This window comes from Sphingobacterium sp. MAE (genome assembly GCF_056711605.1).
The window spans coordinates 933,850-953,749 of the sequence record NZ_CM160044.1 but is presented as its reverse complement, the minus strand read 5'-3'; the positions used below and the strand labels follow the sequence as shown (position 1 = coordinate 953,749).

Sequence of the window (19,900 nt, the reverse complement as noted above, 5' to 3'; positions counted from 1 at the left end):
GGAAACGGATCCATCCATCTGTTACAATAGCACAACCTTACAAATTATAAATAACTATTTTACAACAACTTATAAATACACAATAATTGGAGCTCTAAATGATATAGATCGTTTTATTACCTCTATTTTAACACGTATACCTGGATATGTGGTCTACTTAACTGATGGTGTATCTATTTATAATACCCAAGAATAAATGTAATGTGGATAACATTTTAAAAAAAATAATATATAAATACTTGTTAATAAAAGTTTTTCGTATTTTTGCAGTCCCTACAAAGTGGGGAAAAGGAGAAAAAATAATTAATGGCAAAAAAACAAGAAGTAGAAAAAGAGTTAGCAGCGAAAAACGCAGAGCTACAAGGCGCTGACACCAGAGTGGTGAAAGACACAGAAAAAATTGAATCAGAGGCTGATTCAAAACTAATCGAAGAAATCAAATCTAACACATGGATCACTCCAGAAGGTGAATTCGACTGGGATGCTAGTGACAAAGGTTTCGGAAATTACAGCGAGGCTGAGCGCGCTAAATTAGAAGAACAATACGCAGGTACTTTCAACCAAATCAATCAAGGTGAAATTATCGAAGGTACTGTTGTTTCTATCAACAGTAAAGACGTTGTCTTGAATGTTGGTTTCAAATCTGACGGTTTGGTTTCATTATCTGAATTCCGTGACTTACCAGAATTGGCAGTTGGCGATGTAGTTGATGTTTTCGTAGAGTCGCAAGAAGATGCTAATGGACAATTAGTATTATCTCGCAAACGTGCTAAAACTCAAAAATCTTGGGAAGCTATCAATGAAGCATTGGAAAATGATGCTATCATTAACGGTTTTGTTAAAAGCCGTACTAAAGGTGGGCTTATTGTTGATATCAAAGGTGTTGAAGCATTCTTACCAGGATCTCAAATCGATATCAAACCTATCCGTGATTACGATGTTTACGTTGGTAAAACAATGGAATTCAAAGTTGTTAAAATCAACCACGAATTTAAAAACGTTGTCGTATCACACAAAGTTTTAATTGAAAACGACTTAGAGAACCAAAAATCTGAAATCGTATCTAAATTAGAAAAAGGACAAGTATTAGAAGGTACTGTTAAAAATATTACAGATTTCGGTGTGTTCATCGATTTAGGTGGTGTTGATGGTTTACTTCACATTACTGATATTTCATGGGGTCGTATCGAGCATCCAAAAGAGGTATTATCATTAGATCAAACTATCAACGTGGTAGTATTAGATTTTGATGATGAGAAAAAACGTATCGCTTTAGGCTTGAAACAACTTTCTGAGCATCCTTGGGAATCTTTAGATAAAGACTTAGCTGTTGGTTCTAAAGTAAAAGGTAAAATCGTAACAGTTGCTGATTACGGTGCTTTCTTAGAAATCATCCCAGGTGTTGAAGGTTTAATTCACGTTTCTGAAATGTCTTGGTCTCAAAACTTACGTTCTCCACAAGAGTTCTTAAAAGTAAGCGATGAAATCGAAGCTGAGATCTTAACTTTAGATCGCGAAGAACGTAAAATGAGCTTAGGTATCAAACAATTGACTCCAGATCCTTGGAAAAATATCGTTGAGCGTTACCCAGTTGGTTCTAAACAAACTGCAGTAGTTAAAAACATGACTAACTTCGGTGTGTTCGTAGAATTAGAAGAAGGTATCGACGGTTTGATCCATATCTCTGATTTATCTTGGTCTAAAAAAATCAACCACCCTAACGAATTCACTAAAGTTGGTGAAAAATTAGATGTTGTTGTTTTAGAATTAGATGAAGAAAACAGAAAATTATCTTTAGGTCACAAACAATTAGAAGAGAACCCTTGGGATACTTTCGAAACAATCTTCACTATTGATTCAGTTCATGAAGGTACAGTATTGAAAGTTGGAGACAAAGGTGATATCGTTGCTTTACAATATGGTGTTGAAGGATTCTGTCCATCTAAACACTCTGTAAAAGAAGATAATTCTGCACTTAAAGTTGATGAAGTTGCTTCATTCAAAATCATTGAATTCAACAAAGAAAACAAACGTTTAGTAATTTCTCACTCTCGTATTTGGGAAGATGAAAGAGCTGAAGCACGTGTTGAAGAATTCAATGCTCGTAAAAAAGAAGCTAAAGTAGCTAACAATGCTGTTAAAAAAGTGAAAGATTCAGTTGAGAAATCTACATTAGGTGACTTAGACGTTCTTGCACAATTGAAAGAGCAAATGGAAGGTGATGAGAAAAACGGTAAATAGTTTTTAGCATCAACTCAATCATATTAAGCCCTAGCAAATTGCTAGGGCTTTTTTGTTTATATCAAAAACATAATTAAATTTACCTAACGTAAATTTAGTAAAAAATGTATTTTCCATCTTCCCTCATTACCACAGCACAGCTGCAAAAAGAATACGAAAAACCTAATGTCATCTTATTAGACTGCACGATTGACAAAGTGGGACAGTCCTTAAAAGATGCGCAATTAGCATTGATACCAAACTCCCTATTCTTCGATATCGAGAACACATTCTCAGATCACAGTAGTCCCCTACCACATACACTCGTTTCGACAGAAGTATTTACAAAAGGCATTCAAGAATTAGGTATTAACCAAAATAGCATCATTATACTATATGATCGGTGGGGTGTATATTCAAGTCCTCGAGCATGGTGGATGTTCAAAGTGATGGGTTTTGAACAAGTTTATGTTTTAGATGGGGGATTGCCTGCATGGCAAGAAAAACATGAGCCAATAGCTGATCAATACATAAAACCATTAGCTAAAGGCAGCGGTGAAGCACGATTTAATAGAGCATGGTATGCAGATAAGGATTATATATTAACGCAATATCAAAATAGCGGAACACGTATTATAGATGCTCGTAGCCAAGCTAGATTTACCGCATCAGCCCCTGAACCAAGAGCAGGATTAAGAAGAGGACATATTCCATATTCATCTAATCTTTCATTTGATCTAGTACTAGAAGGAAATAACTACCGTTCAAAAGAGGAATTGAAAAAATTATTTGAAACATTCAATGCTACCCATGAACAAATCTTCTCTTGTGGTTCTGGAGTCACAGCATCCATATTAGCTTTTGCTAGTCATTTAATCGGTAATCAAAACATCAAAGTATATGATGGTTCTTGGTCCGAGTGGGGACAAGAAGATCTTGATTTACCTATTGCCCAATAGGTCTACACATCCACAAAAACACAAAACAAATAGAGCGGGAAATGATTAGATCCAAAAAAAAATAAAGCAAAATAATTAAACGCTTAGATTAACGGATAATATGGCTATACAACATAGCTATTTTAATAAATAGCAGGTGAAAAATTAAATAGATTTAGATTTCAAATTAGATCTTCGTATTCCAGAAGTAAAGATCCTCAACTATCCGAATCTTATGGCTGTCGATTAAGCTTCTCACCACATCTAATTTTATCTCATCATCACCAATAGAAATTTGTCCGATCAGATCTTGAATAGTTTGTGGTTTACGCAGTAAAATACGTTCAATCTCTAGCTTAATATTACGGTGCATCATCACCTTATGATTCCGAATAAGACAAAGATCACAAACTTGACAAAACAAGGTATTCTGCTCACCAAAATACTGAAGGAGTGATTGACTGCGACAAGGTGAATGCTCAATATAATTGAGCATGGCTTCCACTTGAGTAATTTTGACCTGTTGCCTTTCTCTAATAAAAACATGATCGACATATAGATTTTTATAATCGACACGATCTTGTAAAAACGATAATTGAGGAGCATCAGTAGGTGGTATATAGCTTGCGATTTCCATTTGTACCAAAGCATGGATTAAGCTGACAATCTGCTCATAAGATACCCCTAATTTCTTAGCAAACTCATATTCATTTATGGTAATATAATCATCAAAAACACCACCATAAGATCGTAAAATTGCTTTTATAAGTTTATCGTACCGCTCGTATTGTACTTGGATCTTGTATAATTCCTGATGATTGACTTCAAATTTAAACCTTGAAGGAATAAAAACTGCTTCCGATACCGCTAACCATCCGTCTTTTTCTAAAAATTTGAGCGCACTCAAAGTCGGTATTGTTTCAATTTTATATTTTTTTATAAAAGCGACAACATCAAAATCAAATGTAAGCCCCTCACCCGCTCCATATGGGATTTGAAAATGATTACATAAATGATGGTATACCTGTTGAATAAAAGCGACAGAAGGAAAACTAAGTTTAACATTTTTTAAAAGACGGTCCTTATCTCCCTGTTGATACAATAAGACAGGAAACGCTTTTTTTCCATCTCGACCAGCCCGACCTGCTTCCTGATAGTAAGCTTCTAAAGATTCGGGAATATCCAAATGAATAACAAATCTGACATCAGGTTTATCGATTCCCATCCCGAAAGCATTTGTAGCCACAATGACACGAGTCCGGTTTTGCATCCAAGCCTCTTGCTTGCTATCACGTTCTTTTCCTAATAATCCAGCATGATAAAAATCGGCACTAATCCCATTATTTACTAAATAACGGGCTACCTCCTGTGTTTCTCTTCTATTACGAACATATACGACACCTGAACCACCCAGCTTTTGAATGATTCGGATCATCCGTCCAGCTTTATTTTCTTCTTCTAGGGCCATATAACCTAGATTATCGCGCAAGAAACTTTTGACAAATACATTATTCTGCTTAAACTGCAGTTTATCTTGGATATCTGCGATGACCGCAGTCGTTGCCGTAGCCGTCAACGCAAGGAAAGGTACATCAGAATGTAATTCCTTTAATTTACCCAGTTGCAAGTAAGGAGGCCTGAAGTCATACCCCCATTGTGAGATACAATGAGCTTCATCAATGGCAAAAAGATTGACAGGCATATGTTTGATACGTTCCTGTACCAATTCACTGTAGAGACGCTCCGGAGATAAATACAGGAATTTGATCTGCCCGAAAATGCAATTATCTAAAATAATATCCACTTCTCTAGGCTTCAGACCCGAGTAGATCGCAACCGCTTGGATACCGATATCTTTAAGATGCTGCACTTGATCTTTCATCAGAGCGATTAATGGCGTTACAACTATACAAATGCCTGGCAGCATCATTGCCGGAATTTGAAAACAAATTGATTTGCCACCCCCGGTTGGCAAAAGTGCCAACGTATCTCTCTTCTCCAGAACAGATTGAATGATTTCTTCCTGTAATGGACGAAAACTATCATGTCCCCAATACTGTTTTAAAATGCTGATGCTATCTAAACTCATAATAACTCCTGATCCCAAACATACGCAAAATTATTTTTTATGCTATAATGAGCCACCCCCAAACTATCCAGTTGATGCTCCCAAATTCTGATATTGGCGTCACTGCTTGTACCATCAAATAAAACAAGCTTCGGGTCAACAAGTTTAATATGATCGACAAAATTCCATTTACTATTTTTGCGTACAACCAAGATATCTGTCGGCTGCACCGCAGGAGATCCATGTTCTAGCATTTGAACGGTAAAATTTGATTTCTGAATGAGATAATTTGTCCTGAGAGAATCACTTGAAGCCAATGAAATAAAATCAATATCTTTCCAGTTTGAAAATCGCGTTAAATCCCGATTGACACTATAGACTAAATTTCTAGAATTTAAGGAATCAAAAGAACTAATTAAAGTAACCTTACTCTTATTTATAAAGGCAAGAGTGATTTCTTTTCTCGTATTATAAATACGAAAACCGCTATAATTTAATTGAACATATTGCTGGTAACTAAATAGTATGATTAAAACAAATAAAAAAATAGTGCTGCAATATAAAGCAGATTTATTTCTCCAGTACCATGCATAGCTACCTACCAATACCACTGCAATACTGAGCAGAACCATAAGCGGAGAAAAAATAAGACCTGTCCATGTTGCAAAGGGCAATTGATCCAAGAACTTCAACATCTCGAACATCATTTGGATACACCATTGCATTATATTTCCTAACCAAACATTCACAATTTCAAACGGACTAAACAGCATTCCTATTCCTACATACATGATGATGGTAACAGGGACGATAACGAGCACATTTGCGATCAAAAAGTAATTCGGAAACTGACCAAAATAATATAGAGCCAAAGGAGCAGTCATTATTTGGGCACTTAATGAAATCATGATACTATCCCAACCTATACGTCCAAAGCGACTGCCATCAAGAAAAATTGGACATTTAAATAATGGAAAAAGTAAAACAATACCCAACACCGCACAATAAGATAACTGAAACCCGATATCAAATAGCATATTCGGCTCCAATAAAAGCAGTACGAATGCAGATGATGCCATCGTATTTAACATATTAGCTTCCCGCTGTATCAATCTAGAAATCAAGAAAAAACTAAGCATTATCGCAGCCCTTAAAATCGAGGGAGCCATACCTGTTAAAATAGTATAAGCCCATATTGATAACAGTAATAAAACAAGCCTAAAAACATTAAAAGCATCATTTCCTTTTAATTGCTTTAATATCCACATCAGAAACAAGAACACAATGCCGACATGCATACCCGAAACACTCAACACATGAATAGTCCCAGTATTGCTAAATGTCTGTATAACCTCAGAAGACATCATCGTCCTATATCCGACGATAAGTGCTACAGCAATTTGAAAAGATTCCTCATCTGCCACATACTTTTTAAATTTATCAACTAAATTTTGCCTTATCTGAAGTGCCAAAGCCTTTATATGCCATCCTTTATTATGATTAATAATCTTATATTCATGAGCATTCAAGAAGATATGAGCATGGATACCTTGATGCATCAGATAATTCTTATAGTCAAATTCAAGCGGATTATAAGATGTAGGTATTTGTTGTATCTTATTGACAAACATGAGCTCATCACCATAACCAATCGATGTAGTACTATCCAATACGATAGTCATCATAAGTTTACCCGTAGCTTTTCTAAAAGATACTCCGATCTGCTGTGCTAGCACTTTAACAGGAAATCTGACTATACCATTTTTCACAATAGGCTCATCATCCACAATCCCGACCAACTGTTCACTTGCCTTCCCGTAAAAATGAGCACGATCAATATCAGCGTATGTCCTCCAAATATTCCACATTCCAAATACAGATAACATGAAATAACCATTGATCATAAATAAAACACCCAATCTCGAACGTTGAAAAAAGAAGATAAAATGAATGATAACACTAATAACAAGTGATATTTGAACCATAATAAAACGACTATCGTCAGCTCTACTAGCATTCGCTATCCATATACCTAAACCGTAAAAAAACAGAAATTTAAGAAAAGGAACTTTCTTCATCTGTTCATAAAAATTAGTTCTCATCAGAATTGGAATCTTAACTGCAATTTAATTTCTGATTTCAGATTACCTTGGATCACATCTAAACCTGATCCTATACTTGCTAATCCAGGATAATAAAATGCCGATACTTTGGCCCATACATCAATACCTTGACCTATCCTATATCGCACATTGTTATAAAAGCGCCAACCTTTTTGATAGTATAATGGAAATGAAGAAGCATATAAAACATCATTCTCATAAGCATATATCCGTGTATTATAACTATCCGTATGAAAATAAGCAATACGTAAATTCGTTGTCATTTTACTTTGATCCGGACTAAAAAACAAATCCTGATAGACCATCCAGCCATATTGTTTGTCCCCCAGCCCCTTCTGGTATTGGGTTCCCTCTCCACGACTACGGATACTCCAAACGTTACTCAGTTTATACCTATATTCCAATCTTAATTGAGCTTTGCTTACCTCTGCTAATCCAGTAGCAGCATCGTTGGTACTTTCAGCATTTTCTTCCTTGACACGATAGCGTACACGTAAAGATAAATGTCCTCTTTTATACCAGATATAAGAAAATTGAGATAAGACATCATACCCCGAAGAAGGTTCCGATACACGATAACGAAGCCATGGAAATTTAAAAATGTCAACATAAGTAGTCCACTGAACTTTTCGAGAAGGATGGTAGACCAATCCTGTATAGAGTCCCTTTTCATTGCGCGCACCCTTCGTTTCACCCATTGATTGCGCAAAAAAACTGTGGTAATTCTTCTGATAATCCCGGTATAACAACACAGTAGAAAACTGAGGAGATATGCCAGTGATCGCACCTGCTAACCAAGCATATCCACTATCGAGACTAGTTGCAAGCTCACCAAAAAAATAAGAATTACGAAACGTATAATTATAATAGACACTTGCATTTCGCAGTAAATTTCCCTCAAAGTCGTACTTATTTTCAGGTCTTTTCCCAAGCAATTTGCTTCCATCAAGATGAGTCGCGACAAAATTGCCCCCAATTTTCAATCTATTTTTGCTATACATGATATTATTCCCGTACACCAGCTGCCCAATAGCCTTTCTATACCCTTGTTCAGTAGGAGTTCGATGAAGACCTGAAATTGCCAATGTAGTTATTGCTCTTTCATCATTAATCACTTTCACATTTCCATCAATGAGCCTATAAGAAATATAAGGTGTAAGTTCAAACCGACCAATAGCTATAGTACCCGATATCCCTCTTAAGAAATTAGCCTCATTCAGTGAAGTATATGATCTCAATCCAGCACCCTGTCTAGCCGCACTTTCAATCATGCTACCCTTACCAAAACTTAAACCATTCCACATCGTCAAACCCTGGCCTATTTGCAAAGCAAAATCGCCAATTACCACCTGCTTTACTTTACCAAGATCACGAATAGACAAACTTGCCGAGTAAAAATCAAAACCATAACGCTGTTTATCCCTAAAAAAAGGTTCTCCAGCATCTTTATCCATATTGATGGACAATCGAATCTTATTATTATAATTAAAACGATACCGTATCAAGTATCTATTGGGATCTCCTAGGTAACGAGACCGAGTCGTATCCCTGATCTGATAACCTTTAGCTTGATGCAGTAAACGACCATAGCGCAACATCACTTCCTGTTCAGCTTTTGTCACTAAATTTTTCAATGTAAAGTCCCGATAGTGGATCGTATTCGAAACAGTAACAAATGGAAGTAAATTTTGAACCGTTCGAACATCAAAACCAGCAATACTTTGCAGCTCTTGCACCGAAATAAAATCGCCAGATTCCTTTCGATGTGCCAACAAATTCTCAATTTGAAGCATACTCAGAAATAATAAGTCCTGCAACTCATCACCATCAGTTGTGTTCAGGTTGATCGGATGCTTGATATAATGGGACCAACGCTCAGATATTTCACTTGCATCTACGTCTTGATCCAATTCTTCCAAAAGCTGTTCAAATAATTGGTCTAAGGTCAATTCAGGATTTTCTTGAGCAAAGATATAGGATGGGTCCAGCAGGAAAATCCAAGATAATAAGTAGAGTTTTAATTTCATAGGCTTTTGCTATACGTAGTTACTCATTAGAAATATTGAAAATAGATGATGCTCCATATGTTAAATTGGCATCATGGATTCAACATTATTTCCCGAAAGCTTTGTAAAAAGCAATCGAAAAAAATTAGAGATATACGTTATAATTAAAATAACATATGCACATTTTAAAATGTTGGAATAACTATCACCTCAGGATCAGCAATAACAGACGCAGCATTAGCAAGTATAATAGGGCTTAATTATTCATTTAATAAACCATATTAGGTTAAATAATGAATAATTGGTTCTCGACATAAAGGTTCTAGTTTCCTTTCTTAAACGATTTAATTAGGCTTACCAGTAGTCTTGAATGTATAAAAAGTCAATTTAAATATCAAGAAAAACTAATAAAATATTTAATTTACGGTTATTATTTTAATTACACAAGAGATGTAGTCAATTTATAACAAAAAAAGGTCTAACTACCGAAGCAGTTAGACCTTTATAAAATCTTAATCTTAAATTTTAGATATCTATTTTAGCATAACGTGAATTACGTTCGATAAATTCGCGACGAGGAGCAACCTCGTCACCCATTAACATCGAAAATATACGATCACACTCAGCAGCATTTTCAATTGTAACTTGACGCAATGTACGAGTATCAGGATTCATTGTTGTATCCCACAGTTGCTCTGCATTCATTTCACCAAGACCTTTATAACGTTGTACATGCACACTATCTTCCTTACCACCACCTTTCAACTGTTGAATAGCATTCAAGCGTTGATCTTCATTCCAAGCATATTGATGATCTTTACCCTTCTTAACTAAATATAAAGGCGGAGTCGCAATATAAATATATCCTTTCTCGATCAGTTCTTTCATATATCTGAAATAGAACGTTAGAATAAGCGTAGTAATGTGAGAACCATCGACATCCGCATCGGTCATGATAATAATACGATGGTAACGCAATTTTTCTAGATTCAGCGCTTTAGGATCATCTGGAGTACCTAAGCTGACACCTAGAGCAGTAAACATATTTTTGATCTCTTCGTTTTCATAGATCTTATGTTCCATTGCTTTTTCAACATTCAGGATCTTACCACGAAGAGGCATGATCGCTTGATACTTACGGTCACGACCAGACTTAGCAGTACCACCCGCTGAATCTCCCTCGACAAAGTAAATCTCACATTTTGTAGGATCGTTATCTTGACAATCTGCTAGCTTACCAGGTAAACCAGAGCCGCCCATTACTGTTTTTCTTTGTACAAGATCACGAGCCTTACGAGCTGCTGCACGAGCTTGAGCTGCAATAACGACTTTTTGAACGATTGCTTTAGCCTCTCTAGGATTTTCTTCCAAATATATATTTAAAATCTCCCCTACAGCAACATCAACAGCACCCATTACTTCTGAGTTCCCTAATTTAGTCTTTGTTTGTCCTTCAAACTGAGGCTCGGCGACTTTTACAGAAATAACAGCTGTCAATCCCTCACGAAAATCATCACCCGTAATTTCGACTTTCAAATTTTTCAATAATCCAGAACGATCAGCATATGCTTTTAAAGTACGTGTCAAACCACGGCGGAAACCCGCAACATGAGAACCACCTTCGATTGTGTTAATGTTATTCACATATGAATGCACATTCTCTGTGTAGGTCTCGTTATATTGTAAAGCCAATTCAACTGGAATCCCTTGTTTGATGCCTTCGACATAAATCGGATGTGGAATAATCGGATGACGGTTACTATCTAAAAACTGAACAAACTCTTGTAATCCACCTTCAGATAAAAACACATCTTGACGTAAAGTACCATCTTCCAAAGTCTCCCTTTCATCTGTCAAGGACAACTTGATCCCTTTATTTAAGAAAGATAACTCACGAAGACGGCTCGCCAATGTATCATAGTTATAGACCGTAGTCGTTGTGAAAATTTCACTGTCTGGAGTAAACGTAACAATAGTACCGTTTAGATCAGAATCTCCAATCTCCTTAACCGTATATAATGGCTTACCTTTCTCATACTCTTGCTGAAAAACTTTACCATCACGGTGAACAACTGCTGACAAATGAATAGATAAGGCATTCACACAGGAAACCCCCACACCGTGAAGACCACCTGATACCTTATACGTATCCTTATCAAATTTACCACCAGCATGTAATACAGTCATTACAATCTCCAGTGCCGATTTATTCTCCTTCTTATTGATACCAGTTGGAATACCACGTCCGTTATCCTTGACGGAAATAGAATTGTCTTTATGGATAGTGACAAAAATATCTGTACAATAACCTGCAACGGCTTCATCGATAGAGTTATCGACTACCTCATATACCAAATGGTGCAAACCTTTAACCCCGGTGTCTCCAATATACATGGAAGGGCGTTTACGTACAGCCTCTAATCCCTCTAAAACTTGGATATTATCAGCTGAATAGGATGATGCATTTTTGTTTTCTTCGCTCATTGAAACTAATTAAATACTTGTAATCAAAAATACGAAATTTTAACCACTTTAACAAGTAAACGAGATGTGATCACAAGCAATTTAATACGCTATAATTCCATAATTATTTTATATTTTAGCATTCGAAAATCCGAAATGTAATTTTTTTATAGTAGGTTTGTTCTTATTAAAACGTGTAATCAAATAAACAATGAGTAATATATTTTCAACTTTATCAAAAGTAACCTTGGGACTAGCAATTTCGGTTGCTGCAGTATCTTGTTCTCAAGAATCAAAAACAACAGGTCCGACATCTTCTAAGGACTCTACATCAACAAAAGAGACCTCAACAAAAGTTGAGAAAATCGTATACATCAATTCAGATTCTCTATCTCAAAAATATGAGTACTTCAAAGATATCAGAAGTAAATTAGAAGCTAAAGTTAAAAAAGCACAAGCCGACTTGCAAGGTAAAAGCCAAGCCTTCCAACGTGAAGTAGCAGATTACCAACAAAAAGCTCCTAATTTGAGTGCAGCTGAAAGACAAGCTACAGAAGAAAAATTAGCACGTAAGCAAGATGAATTAAGCCGTTTAGATCAAAACGCATCCTCTTCATTAGCGCAAGACGAATCTGCTGAATTCAACAATGTATATAACAAAATTACTGAATTCTTAAAAAAACACGCTAGTGATAATGGTTACACACTGGTGTTGACATATTCAAAAACAAATCCAACAGTATTGTATGCAGATTCAAAATTGGAAATTACCAATGAAGTGGTGAAACAATTAAATGAAGAATATAAAAAAGAAAAGAAATAACATTTCTAAAATAAGAAAATAAGAAAGCCGCTATTGAGCGGCTTTCTTATTTATACACAATTTGCAAATTGAAAATCTCTTCGCTATCTTAACATCTTAATCCGATTCCATAATATGATATCCACCATAGTAAGTAAAGAGCAGGCGAATTATGAATGGATCGATGTGTTCGAACCAAGTGTGACCGATCTCGAAACCTTGAAAGAAAAATACAAGCTCAATCAAGCATCGATTAAAGATTCATTAGAGCCAGAACATCTACCCAAAATAGAAGAATTTGATAATTATACCTTTATCATATTACGGATGGTATCATCAACATTTAAAGATAATTCAGATAATATTGGTGAGATAACAGACCGTCTTACTATTTTTTATGGTGCAGACTTTGTCATCACCCTTCATAAAAAAAATGTAGATTTTATTCACAAGATGAAATTGCTTGATTTTAGATCAACCAAACTGAGCGACACCAAGCATTTAGCCAATCACATCACGACAGCAGCTCTAGCAACGTTTGAAAAAATATTACCAAAAATATCCACCAAACTTGACGAATACGAAGAAAGCGTATTCCTTGCACGTCAGAAAAAATTAGTACTCAAACATGTCTATTTCATCAAGAGGCAGATTGATGTGGTCAGAAAGGTCATCATTCTATACAAAGAGATTGTAGAACATTTTCACGCCAATCAAAAAAGAAATGTGTATAGCAGAGATTTAAAAGACCTATTTTTAAGAACCAATACGCTGTATGACAATCTTTCGGAAAATACAAGTCAGCTACTCAACATATACTTTAACATCTCATCCAACCATACCAATGAGATCATGCGTATATTGACCATTTTCTCCGTATTTTTTATGCCCATTACTTTTGTAGCCGGCGTATATGGGATGAACTTTAAAAACATGCCCGAATTAGAATGGTACTATGGATATCCATTAGCAATCGCTATTATGTTGGGCATTTCCTTAGCGATTTACTATTGGTTCAAAAGAAAAGGTTGGCTATAACCCAACCTTTTTCTTAGGCGTAGTTGCCACAAAATCTTTTAAATAATAAGGCTCAAAATAAGCTACATCTTCAAATTCACCAGCCTGGTATTTTTCAAATGCAATTTGACTGATATCAACAGCATTTGTCTGAATACCCGCAATGACATCAACGCCATGCACATCGGAAAAAGAAGATTCCAGTTTATCTGCACCAGGGCCAAAGAGGCATATTCGATCATAATGACTCAAGTATTGATCAAAACTAGTTGTATCAATGATCAAAGCCTGCGTATCAACTAGCACCTTTCCAAGGTGATCAAAAAATATACAATAAACTTCCATTCGTCTCGCATCCAGCATCGGGATATACAGGTCATAAGGTATCAATTGTGCCTGACTGGCGCGAAAACCTGTATAGATGCCCGTCAGTGTATTGACAGCGATCAGCGGAATATCTAAAGCGTAGCATAGACCTTTTGCAGTAGAAACACCGATTCTTAGCCCCGTATAAGATCCCGGCCCCATACTTACTGCGATTGCAGACAAATCGCCAAAACCTATATTTTCTCGATCCAATAATGTTTGAATAAGAATCGTTAGTCGAGAAGCGTGAACATGAGGTTCATCTACACTTTCGTGCTGGCGAACCTGCCCAGATTCAACAAGAGCTACTGAACATACAGAAGTTGAAGTTTCGATTTGTAAAATATAAATGCACATAATTATAGAAAAAAAATTAAGGAACAGGATCATGACCATGCCCACCCCAGGGATTACAACTCAAAATACGTTTAATTGCTAACCATCCACCTTTAAATGGCCCATATTTTTGTATGGCTTGATACCCATATTGTGAACACGTAGGTGTATACCGACAATTGGCGCCTAAAAAAGGGGAGATAAAAAGTTGATAAAATCGAATAAGGGCTAAAAACAGCAGACTAAAGAACCGCTTAATTATCTTTTGCCAAATATAATTTAGAACATTCATTCTGTAGTTTTAACAAAGCTTTTCCCATGTGACTATACAAAAAATCATACGCTAACAAGCCCTTACCAACATATTGTATTGTCAATAACAAAGGTAATTGATGCTGCTCTAAAAATGGAAGTAAACTATCATTTTTTTGCAAACGATAACATTCTTTCATTCGCCGTTTCATCAGATTACGATCAACAGCTCTTTTGAATCGTCTTTTAGAAACCGATAAGATGACTTGTGTTGAAGAATTTGCTAGAATGAGACCACTATCTTCTGAAGGTGAATAGAAGACGATACGGTAGGGATAACAAACAAAAGAAGAACCTTTATGAAACAATGCATCAATCAACTTGACACTACATAAACGTTCTTCTTTCTTAAATGTATTTTTAATCATAATCGATGACTGAAAAGTAGGCCACGTTACTACACGAGCCTCCTGGCCACCAGCTACGCAAAAATATTAACCTTTGTGACGACCTTCGTCAGAAACTGTAAGGCGTTTTCTACCTTTTGCTCTACGAGAAGCTAAAATTCTTCTACCATTTGCAGAACTCATACGATCTCTGAATCCGTGCTTGTTTCTTCTTTTTCTTTGCGATGGCTGAAATGTTCTTTTCATGACGCTTAATATGCTAAATTATTTTTGATTCTATTAATAAAACTCCCTAAAGAGGAATGCAAAAGTAAAATATATTTTAGAGAATTACAAACAATAATTGCAACTTCTCCAAAATAGTGGAATATTCAACAAAAAAACAGACAAAGAGAGGTTTTCTTTATCTGTTATGTATATGTTGATATGGGATTACTTGTTTTTAAGTAAATCTCTGATTTCGGTCAAAAGAACTTCTTCTCTAGGTGGAGCTGGCGCTACTTCTGGAGCTTTCTCTTCTTTACGTTTCATAGAATTCAAAGCCTTAATGACCAAGAAAATACAGAATGCAACAATAAGAAATTGAATGACGACATTAATAAAGTTTCCTAGATTAATCGATACTTCAGGTTTCTTAGCCACCTCGTCAGCCGCTTTAAGAACATATTTAATTTGTGAAAAATCAACACCACCCGTTAAATAACCAATTGGAGGCATAATGATATCATCCACCAGAGAAGTAACAATTTTCCCAAATGCACCACCGATAACAACACCGACAGCTAAATCAACTACGCTACCGCGCATAGCAAATTCTTTAAACTCTTTCAAAAATCCCATAAAATAAAATGTTTACTGTTGTAATTTTTAACCTAAATATAAGCTAATTTCGCTAAAATAGACATAAAATCATCTTTTTTTCTCATGTTTTTTCACTAAAACAATCAAGACATATCGCATTATAGAATAAAATAGACAGAAAAGAATTATATCTTTGGCTATATTTACAAATATTTTATTAACTGTATTTCAGTATTTTTATTTATTTTTAACACCACATATTCGCATAGTAATATTTCCTAAACATCGCCCATGAAAAAAATATTAATTGCTGACGACCATAGTATCGTTCGATTAGGAGCATCTGTTATTATAAAAGAAAGTATGCCGGAATGTGTTATTACGCAGGCCCAAGATTATAATGAAGTGCTCAAATTACTTCAAGAAGAAGTTTTCGATTTACTTTTACTAGACATTAACATGCCTGGTGGAAATAATATTAGAGTAGTAAAAGAAATACTAGAAATACAAGAATCTATAAAAATCTTAATATTTTCTTCTTATGACGAATCACTATATGCACTCCGCTATATAGAAGCTGGTGCTGCCGGATTTGTTAACAAAAGTACCGCAATGGCTGAATTGAGCAATGCCATACTTACAATAAGAGAAAGAGGCAAATACATGTCAGATGAAGTAAAAGATTTATATGTTAAAAAATTAACACAAAGCAAATCCAAGCTGAATACCATGAACCCCCTTTCAAGACTTTCCAATCGGGAGGTCGATGTTGCTAAATATCTAATCCAAGGACATGGAATAATTGAAGTCTCGACGACATTAGATTTAAGTCCATCGACGGTAAGTACATATAAGAGTCGAATATTTGAAAAATTAAATGTCTCTAATATTCCAGAACTCATTGAAATATTTAGAATTCACTCTGCAAACTAATCTGCAGAGTGAATTTAAAAAGTTAACGTAATTGATCAATCGTTACCACAGGAATATCTTTGCCACTTGGCGTGATGAGTTCTGTTTCTTGTCGATAGGTGTATCCATTCTTTTCATCCAGATCCCACAGCATAGGAGCAAAGAAATGAACACAAGCACTAAATCCTTGCATTATAGCGGCCATACTACCCGTATCTTTCGAATTTTTAGCCTCATTTTCGATTTCAAATACACCAGAAAAAGAACGACTTTTTAACGTATCCACCAATGCTCTCCAATCCATACTATCCGAACCTCCAAAACCAGGCAGCATAGCCTCATAATGATGACGATCCCAATCATGAGCTGGAATAGCGATATTAGCCGCCTTAGCAAGATCAGTATCTACATGTTGCATTGGATACATACCACCCCAATCTGTTCTTGCTATCGTATTTAAATTGCGTGTAGTCTTTACATGTATGCGATGCAAGCGTGCTATATCCATTGCGTTTATCACAGCAACCGGATCAGTATGCTGCCAGACATCATGCGATGGATCATAGATTTCACCATGAGCCCGACTTGGTATCATCTCGTACATTAATTTTCGAGCAGCTAAAACAGCAGGTAAATTATTATAAGTACTGGTATAACGAGACGATCGCCACCCTTCCATAGGACAATTTTCATACAGAACTGTCACTCCCAGATCTTCAGCATATTTTATAATCGGAGCAAAAACACGCTTATATTCATCTAGATTTTTTTGAAAACCATCAATCTGATTTCCAAGATCATGATTGTAACCAACAAAAGTTCCGACTTTAACATTATTCGCATCGCCCCCCAATAAATGAGCAATCCGGATTAGTTTTAATAAATGGTTTTGATTTTTAATACGTTCCCCCTCTTCTCCACCAATCATATTTTCAAAAGCACCCAGAGATAACTGTAGTTGCGACTGATTGAAAAGTGCTAAAGTGCTTTTTGCGTCTTCACGAGAAAAACCTTCATAATCTAAATGTGTTGCAGTATGATCTTGTCGAGTACCATCTTTTCTAAACACGCATAAATCAATGCCAGAAGCACCTATATCCTTTGTTTTATCTATTAAATCTGGTAATTCCAGCTTATCAAAAGCAGAACTCATTACCCATATTGGATTATTCATTTTATGATTCATATATATACGATTTAATTTTCTGTCATATGGAATAAACAGGTATATAAGCTCATTTTTCACAGCTTATTGTCATGTGTATATTCATAAATATGATGACATTCAATATAAATGGTTAAAAATTAAAGATACAAAAAAAGCTACCTCATACGAGATAGCTTTTATTATAATTTATTCAAAAATAAACTAATCTACATTATCATGTAAAAAAGAATTATTGGGTCTAATCTCTGTATTTCCGTCTTCAAATGACAGGGTAAATCTAGAAACCTGAGATTGAGAAGAATGCGGCGTATCATCTAATGACATCTGCTTTCTTTTATAAGCAGGCTCATTCTCTAATTCTTGAAGTCCATTTGAAGATTTCAATTTCATACTCAATTCTTTTAATCTCAAGATACGCTCTTTAGTACGCACCAACTGATCTTCAAAAGAAACTTGCTCTTCTTCTACTTGCTCAATTTCTGCCTTGTTATTCACTGAAGCTGAAAAATTATTATTTTGTTCTTCTTGAGCAGAAACAGAACCTGTAGCATACTCATCAAATACTGTTGGCATTTGAAATTGAAATACTGAAGGTGATGTTTTTAATTGAAAATCATTCCCCTTTTGCATAGACAATGATTCCTCTTCCACTACTTCTTCAAAATTCAATTCATGGCGAATAATCGCATTTTCTTCTACCTTAACTTGAGCTTGTTGTTGAACAACGTTTTTAGGTGTTGAAAATAAATCGTTTGTCGTCGTAGGTGCAGAAAAATTCTCTGTATTAGTTTGAACAGGATTTACTAAAGGTGTGTTGCTTACCTCTTTTTGAACGAACTGGTTCACCGGTTTTATAAATGATGCAACTTGTTCAGCTGCAGTCAAAGGCATTGTAACTTTCGTATTCTCACGTTCCAGATCTCTTTCCTCAGAAGTCTGGAATCCTGTAGCAATAATCGTTACCGATAATTCCTCACCAAAGTTCTCATCAATACAGTTACCCCAGATTAGATCTGCAGAAAGACCCGCTTTCTCTTGGATATAATCCGTAATAATAGCTACTTCATCCATCGTTACTTCTTTTAAACCAGAAGTAATATTCAATAAAATATAACGCGCACCTTCGATCTCATTATCTTTCAACAATGGAGAAGCTAGCGCACCTTCTACCGCTTTGATGGCACGGTCTTCACCTTCCGCAACAGCATTACCCATAATCGCGACACCACTATCATTCATCACAGTACGCACATCTTTAAAATCGACGTTTACATAACCAGGAATAGTAATAATCTCTGCGATACCTTTTGCAGCAGTTGTTAATATATCATCAGCTTTTGCGAAAGCTGCAGTCATCGTTAAATTACCAAAGATTTCTCTCAGACGGTCGTTTGAGATTACCAAATACGAATCTACATATTTCCGTAGTTCGGACAAACCTTCTTCAGCCTGAGAACGGCGTCGTTTACCTTCAAAAGTAAAAGGAGTAGTAATAATCGCAACAGTCAAAATACCCAATTCCTTAGCAGCTTTTGCTAATACAGGACTTGCACCAGTACCCGTACCACCACCCATACCAGCGGTAATAAAAAGCATCTTTGTGTTGGTACCCAACATACGTTTGATATCGTCAATACTTTCGATAGCTGAATTTTCACCCACATCAGGATCTGCACCGGCACCCATACCTTCTGTCAAACTCATACCCAATTGTACTTTATTAGGTATTGGACTTAATTCCAAAGCTTGAGCATCGGTATTACACACGATGAAATCTACTCCACTAATTCCTTGCTTATACATGTGGTTAACAGCATTACCGCCACCACCACCAACCCCAATAACCTTAATTATTGATGATTGTTCTTTTAACATTTCAAACTGTATTGACATATCTTATCCCTATTTAACTCATAATGACTTCAGTACAAACTTCACCTAAACTCAATATTCGTAATGTAATAATAACATATTTTCAACAATTTTTTTCCACAAATGTTTAAAATGTGGAAAAAAACCTA

At 35.7% G+C, this 19,900-nt stretch carries 16 protein-coding genes; 5 read left to right on the top strand and 11 right to left on the bottom strand.

Translation table 11 applies throughout. The features are described 5' to 3' along the window. The first annotated feature begins 306 nt into the window (after positions 1-306). Positions 307-2,241 carry a 30S ribosomal protein S1 gene (rpsA, locus tag AC06G9_RS04080; RefSeq protein WP_293924529.1) on the top strand — a complete coding sequence of 645 codons (1,935 nt, stop codon included), beginning with the start codon at positions 307-309 and terminating at the stop codon, positions 2,239-2,241. Between the two features lie 104 nt (positions 2,242-2,345). After that, on the top strand, positions 2,346-3,179 hold the full coding sequence (locus tag AC06G9_RS04075) for a sulfurtransferase (protein ID WP_480957554.1): 834 nt from the start codon (positions 2,346-2,348) through the stop codon (positions 3,177-3,179). Between the two features lie 166 nt (positions 3,180-3,345). On the opposite strand, the gene AC06G9_RS04070 is transcribed toward AC06G9_RS04075, so the two are convergent. The 4 genes from AC06G9_RS04070 to gyrB all read right to left on the bottom strand — a co-directional run bounded on the left by AC06G9_RS04070 (position 3,346) and on the right by gyrB (position 11,839). Then, a complete protein-coding gene (locus AC06G9_RS04070) occupies positions 3,346-5,247 on the bottom strand; it encodes a RecQ family ATP-dependent DNA helicase (protein ID WP_480957553.1) in 1,902 nt (633 codons plus the stop codon). Beyond that, positions 5,244-7,328, bottom strand: coding sequence for a ComEC/Rec2 family competence protein (locus AC06G9_RS04065; RefSeq protein WP_346574554.1), 2,085 nt, complete (start codon positions 7,326-7,328; stop codon positions 5,244-5,246). Before AC06G9_RS04065 ends, AC06G9_RS04070 begins: the two co-directional genes overlap by 4 nt. Next, the gene (locus tag AC06G9_RS04060; RefSeq protein ID WP_248754691.1) at positions 7,328-9,376 is read right to left on the bottom strand and encodes a ComEA family DNA-binding protein; all 2,049 of its coding nucleotides are present in this window, start codon (positions 9,374-9,376) and stop codon (positions 7,328-7,330) included. The genes AC06G9_RS04065 and AC06G9_RS04060 overlap by 1 nt, the downstream gene beginning before the upstream one ends. Positions 9,377-9,880: 504 nt before the next feature. Then, entirely contained in the window at positions 9,881-11,839 is a 1,959-nt protein-coding gene (gene gyrB / locus AC06G9_RS04055; protein ID WP_045753176.1) for a DNA topoisomerase (ATP-hydrolyzing) subunit B, read from the bottom strand. A 190-nt stretch (positions 11,840-12,029) separates the two neighbouring features. Here gyrB and AC06G9_RS04050 point away from each other — a divergent pair, with 190 nt between their 5' ends. Then, on the top strand, positions 12,030-12,641 hold the full coding sequence (locus AC06G9_RS04050) for an OmpH/Skp family outer membrane protein (RefSeq protein WP_045753175.1): 612 nt from the start codon (positions 12,030-12,032) through the stop codon (positions 12,639-12,641). Between the two features lie 114 nt (positions 12,642-12,755). Further along, complete coding sequence (locus AC06G9_RS04045; protein ID WP_045753174.1) at positions 12,756-13,658, top strand: CorA family divalent cation transporter; 903 nt, start codon at positions 12,756-12,758, stop codon at positions 13,656-13,658. Here the strand turns inward: AC06G9_RS04045 and tsaB are convergent. The 5 genes from tsaB to mscL form a co-directional block, all read right to left on the bottom strand. Then, positions 13,653-14,360: a tRNA (adenosine(37)-N6)-threonylcarbamoyltransferase complex dimerization subunit type 1 TsaB gene (tsaB, locus tag AC06G9_RS04040; protein ID WP_045753173.1), complete on the bottom strand. Its 708-nt coding sequence runs from the start codon at positions 14,358-14,360 to the stop codon at positions 13,653-13,655. The two genes, AC06G9_RS04045 and tsaB, sit on opposite strands and share 6 nt — an antisense overlap. 16 nt (positions 14,361-14,376) lie before the next feature. Continuing rightward, positions 14,377-14,631 (bottom strand): membrane protein insertion efficiency factor YidD, encoded by a 255-nt coding sequence (gene yidD, locus AC06G9_RS04035; protein ID WP_045753172.1) that lies wholly within the window; start codon positions 14,629-14,631, stop codon positions 14,377-14,379. Continuing rightward, positions 14,594-15,019: a ribonuclease P protein component gene (locus tag AC06G9_RS04030; protein WP_045753171.1), complete on the bottom strand. Its 426-nt coding sequence runs from the start codon at positions 15,017-15,019 to the stop codon at positions 14,594-14,596. The genes yidD and AC06G9_RS04030 overlap by 38 nt, the downstream gene beginning before the upstream one ends. Before the next feature lie 66 nt (positions 15,020-15,085). Beyond that, a complete protein-coding gene (rpmH, locus tag AC06G9_RS04025; RefSeq protein ID WP_045753170.1) occupies positions 15,086-15,244 on the bottom strand; it encodes a 50S ribosomal protein L34 in 159 nt (52 codons plus the stop codon). Between the two features lie 186 nt (positions 15,245-15,430). Next, the gene (gene mscL, locus AC06G9_RS04020; RefSeq protein ID WP_045753169.1) at positions 15,431-15,838 is read right to left on the bottom strand and encodes a large-conductance mechanosensitive channel protein MscL; all 408 of its coding nucleotides are present in this window, start codon (positions 15,836-15,838) and stop codon (positions 15,431-15,433) included. 252 nt (positions 15,839-16,090) lie between these two features. On the opposite strand from mscL, the gene AC06G9_RS04015 reads away from it, so the two are divergent. Further along, entirely contained in the window at positions 16,091-16,732 is a 642-nt protein-coding gene (locus tag AC06G9_RS04015; RefSeq protein ID WP_045753168.1) for a response regulator transcription factor, read from the top strand. 22 nt (positions 16,733-16,754) lie between these two features. Here AC06G9_RS04015 and AC06G9_RS04010 read toward each other — a convergent pair whose 3' ends face one another. Beyond that, entirely contained in the window at positions 16,755-17,897 is a 1,143-nt protein-coding gene (locus AC06G9_RS04010; protein WP_346570551.1) for a sugar phosphate isomerase/epimerase family protein, read from the bottom strand. A gap of 183 nt (positions 17,898-18,080) precedes the next feature. Further along, complete coding sequence (gene ftsZ, locus AC06G9_RS04005; RefSeq protein WP_346570552.1) at positions 18,081-19,772, bottom strand: cell division protein FtsZ; 1,692 nt, start codon at positions 19,770-19,772, stop codon at positions 18,081-18,083. Positions 19,773-19,900 lie beyond the last annotated feature (128 nt).

Excerpts from the sequence above, each read along its gene's own strand:
- mscL (WP_045753169.1), bottom strand. The coding sequence starts at position 15,838 with ATGGGATTTTTGAAAGAGTTTAAAGAATTTGCTATGCGCGGTAGCGTA.
- AC06G9_RS04060 (WP_248754691.1), bottom strand. The coding sequence starts at position 9,376 with ATGAAATTAAAACTCTACTTATTATCTTGGATTTTCCTGCTGGACCCA.
- AC06G9_RS04030 (WP_045753171.1), bottom strand. The coding sequence starts at position 15,019 with ATGATTAAAAATACATTTAAGAAAGAAGAACGTTTATGTAGTGTCAAG.
- AC06G9_RS04015 (WP_045753168.1), top strand. The coding sequence starts at position 16,091 with ATGAAAAAAATATTAATTGCTGACGACCATAGTATCGTTCGATTAGGA.
- AC06G9_RS04075 (WP_480957554.1), top strand. The coding sequence starts at position 2,346 with ATGTATTTTCCATCTTCCCTCATTACCACAGCACAGCTGCAAAAAGAA.
- AC06G9_RS04010 (WP_346570551.1), bottom strand. The coding sequence starts at position 17,897 with ATGAATCATAAAATGAATAATCCAATATGGGTAATGAGTTCTGCTTTT.
- AC06G9_RS04070 (WP_480957553.1), bottom strand. The coding sequence starts at position 5,247 with ATGAGTTTAGATAGCATCAGCATTTTAAAACAGTATTGGGGACATGAT.
- rpmH (WP_045753170.1), bottom strand. The coding sequence starts at position 15,244 with ATGAAAAGAACATTTCAGCCATCGCAAAGAAAAAGAAGAAACAAGCAC.
- tsaB (WP_045753173.1), bottom strand. The coding sequence starts at position 14,360 with ATGTGCATTTATATTTTACAAATCGAAACTTCAACTTCTGTATGTTCA.
- gyrB (WP_045753176.1), bottom strand. The coding sequence starts at position 11,839 with ATGAGCGAAGAAAACAAAAATGCATCATCCTATTCAGCTGATAATATC.
- yidD (WP_045753172.1), bottom strand. The coding sequence starts at position 14,631 with ATGAATGTTCTAAATTATATTTGGCAAAAGATAATTAAGCGGTTCTTT.
- AC06G9_RS04050 (WP_045753175.1), top strand. The coding sequence starts at position 12,030 with ATGAGTAATATATTTTCAACTTTATCAAAAGTAACCTTGGGACTAGCA.
- rpsA (WP_293924529.1), top strand. The coding sequence starts at position 307 with ATGGCAAAAAAACAAGAAGTAGAAAAAGAGTTAGCAGCGAAAAACGCA.
- ftsZ (WP_346570552.1), bottom strand. The coding sequence starts at position 19,772 with ATGTCAATACAGTTTGAAATGTTAAAAGAACAATCATCAATAATTAAG.
- AC06G9_RS04065 (WP_346574554.1), bottom strand. The coding sequence starts at position 7,328 with ATGAGAACTAATTTTTATGAACAGATGAAGAAAGTTCCTTTTCTTAAA.
- AC06G9_RS04045 (WP_045753174.1), top strand. The coding sequence starts at position 12,756 with ATGATATCCACCATAGTAAGTAAAGAGCAGGCGAATTATGAATGGATC.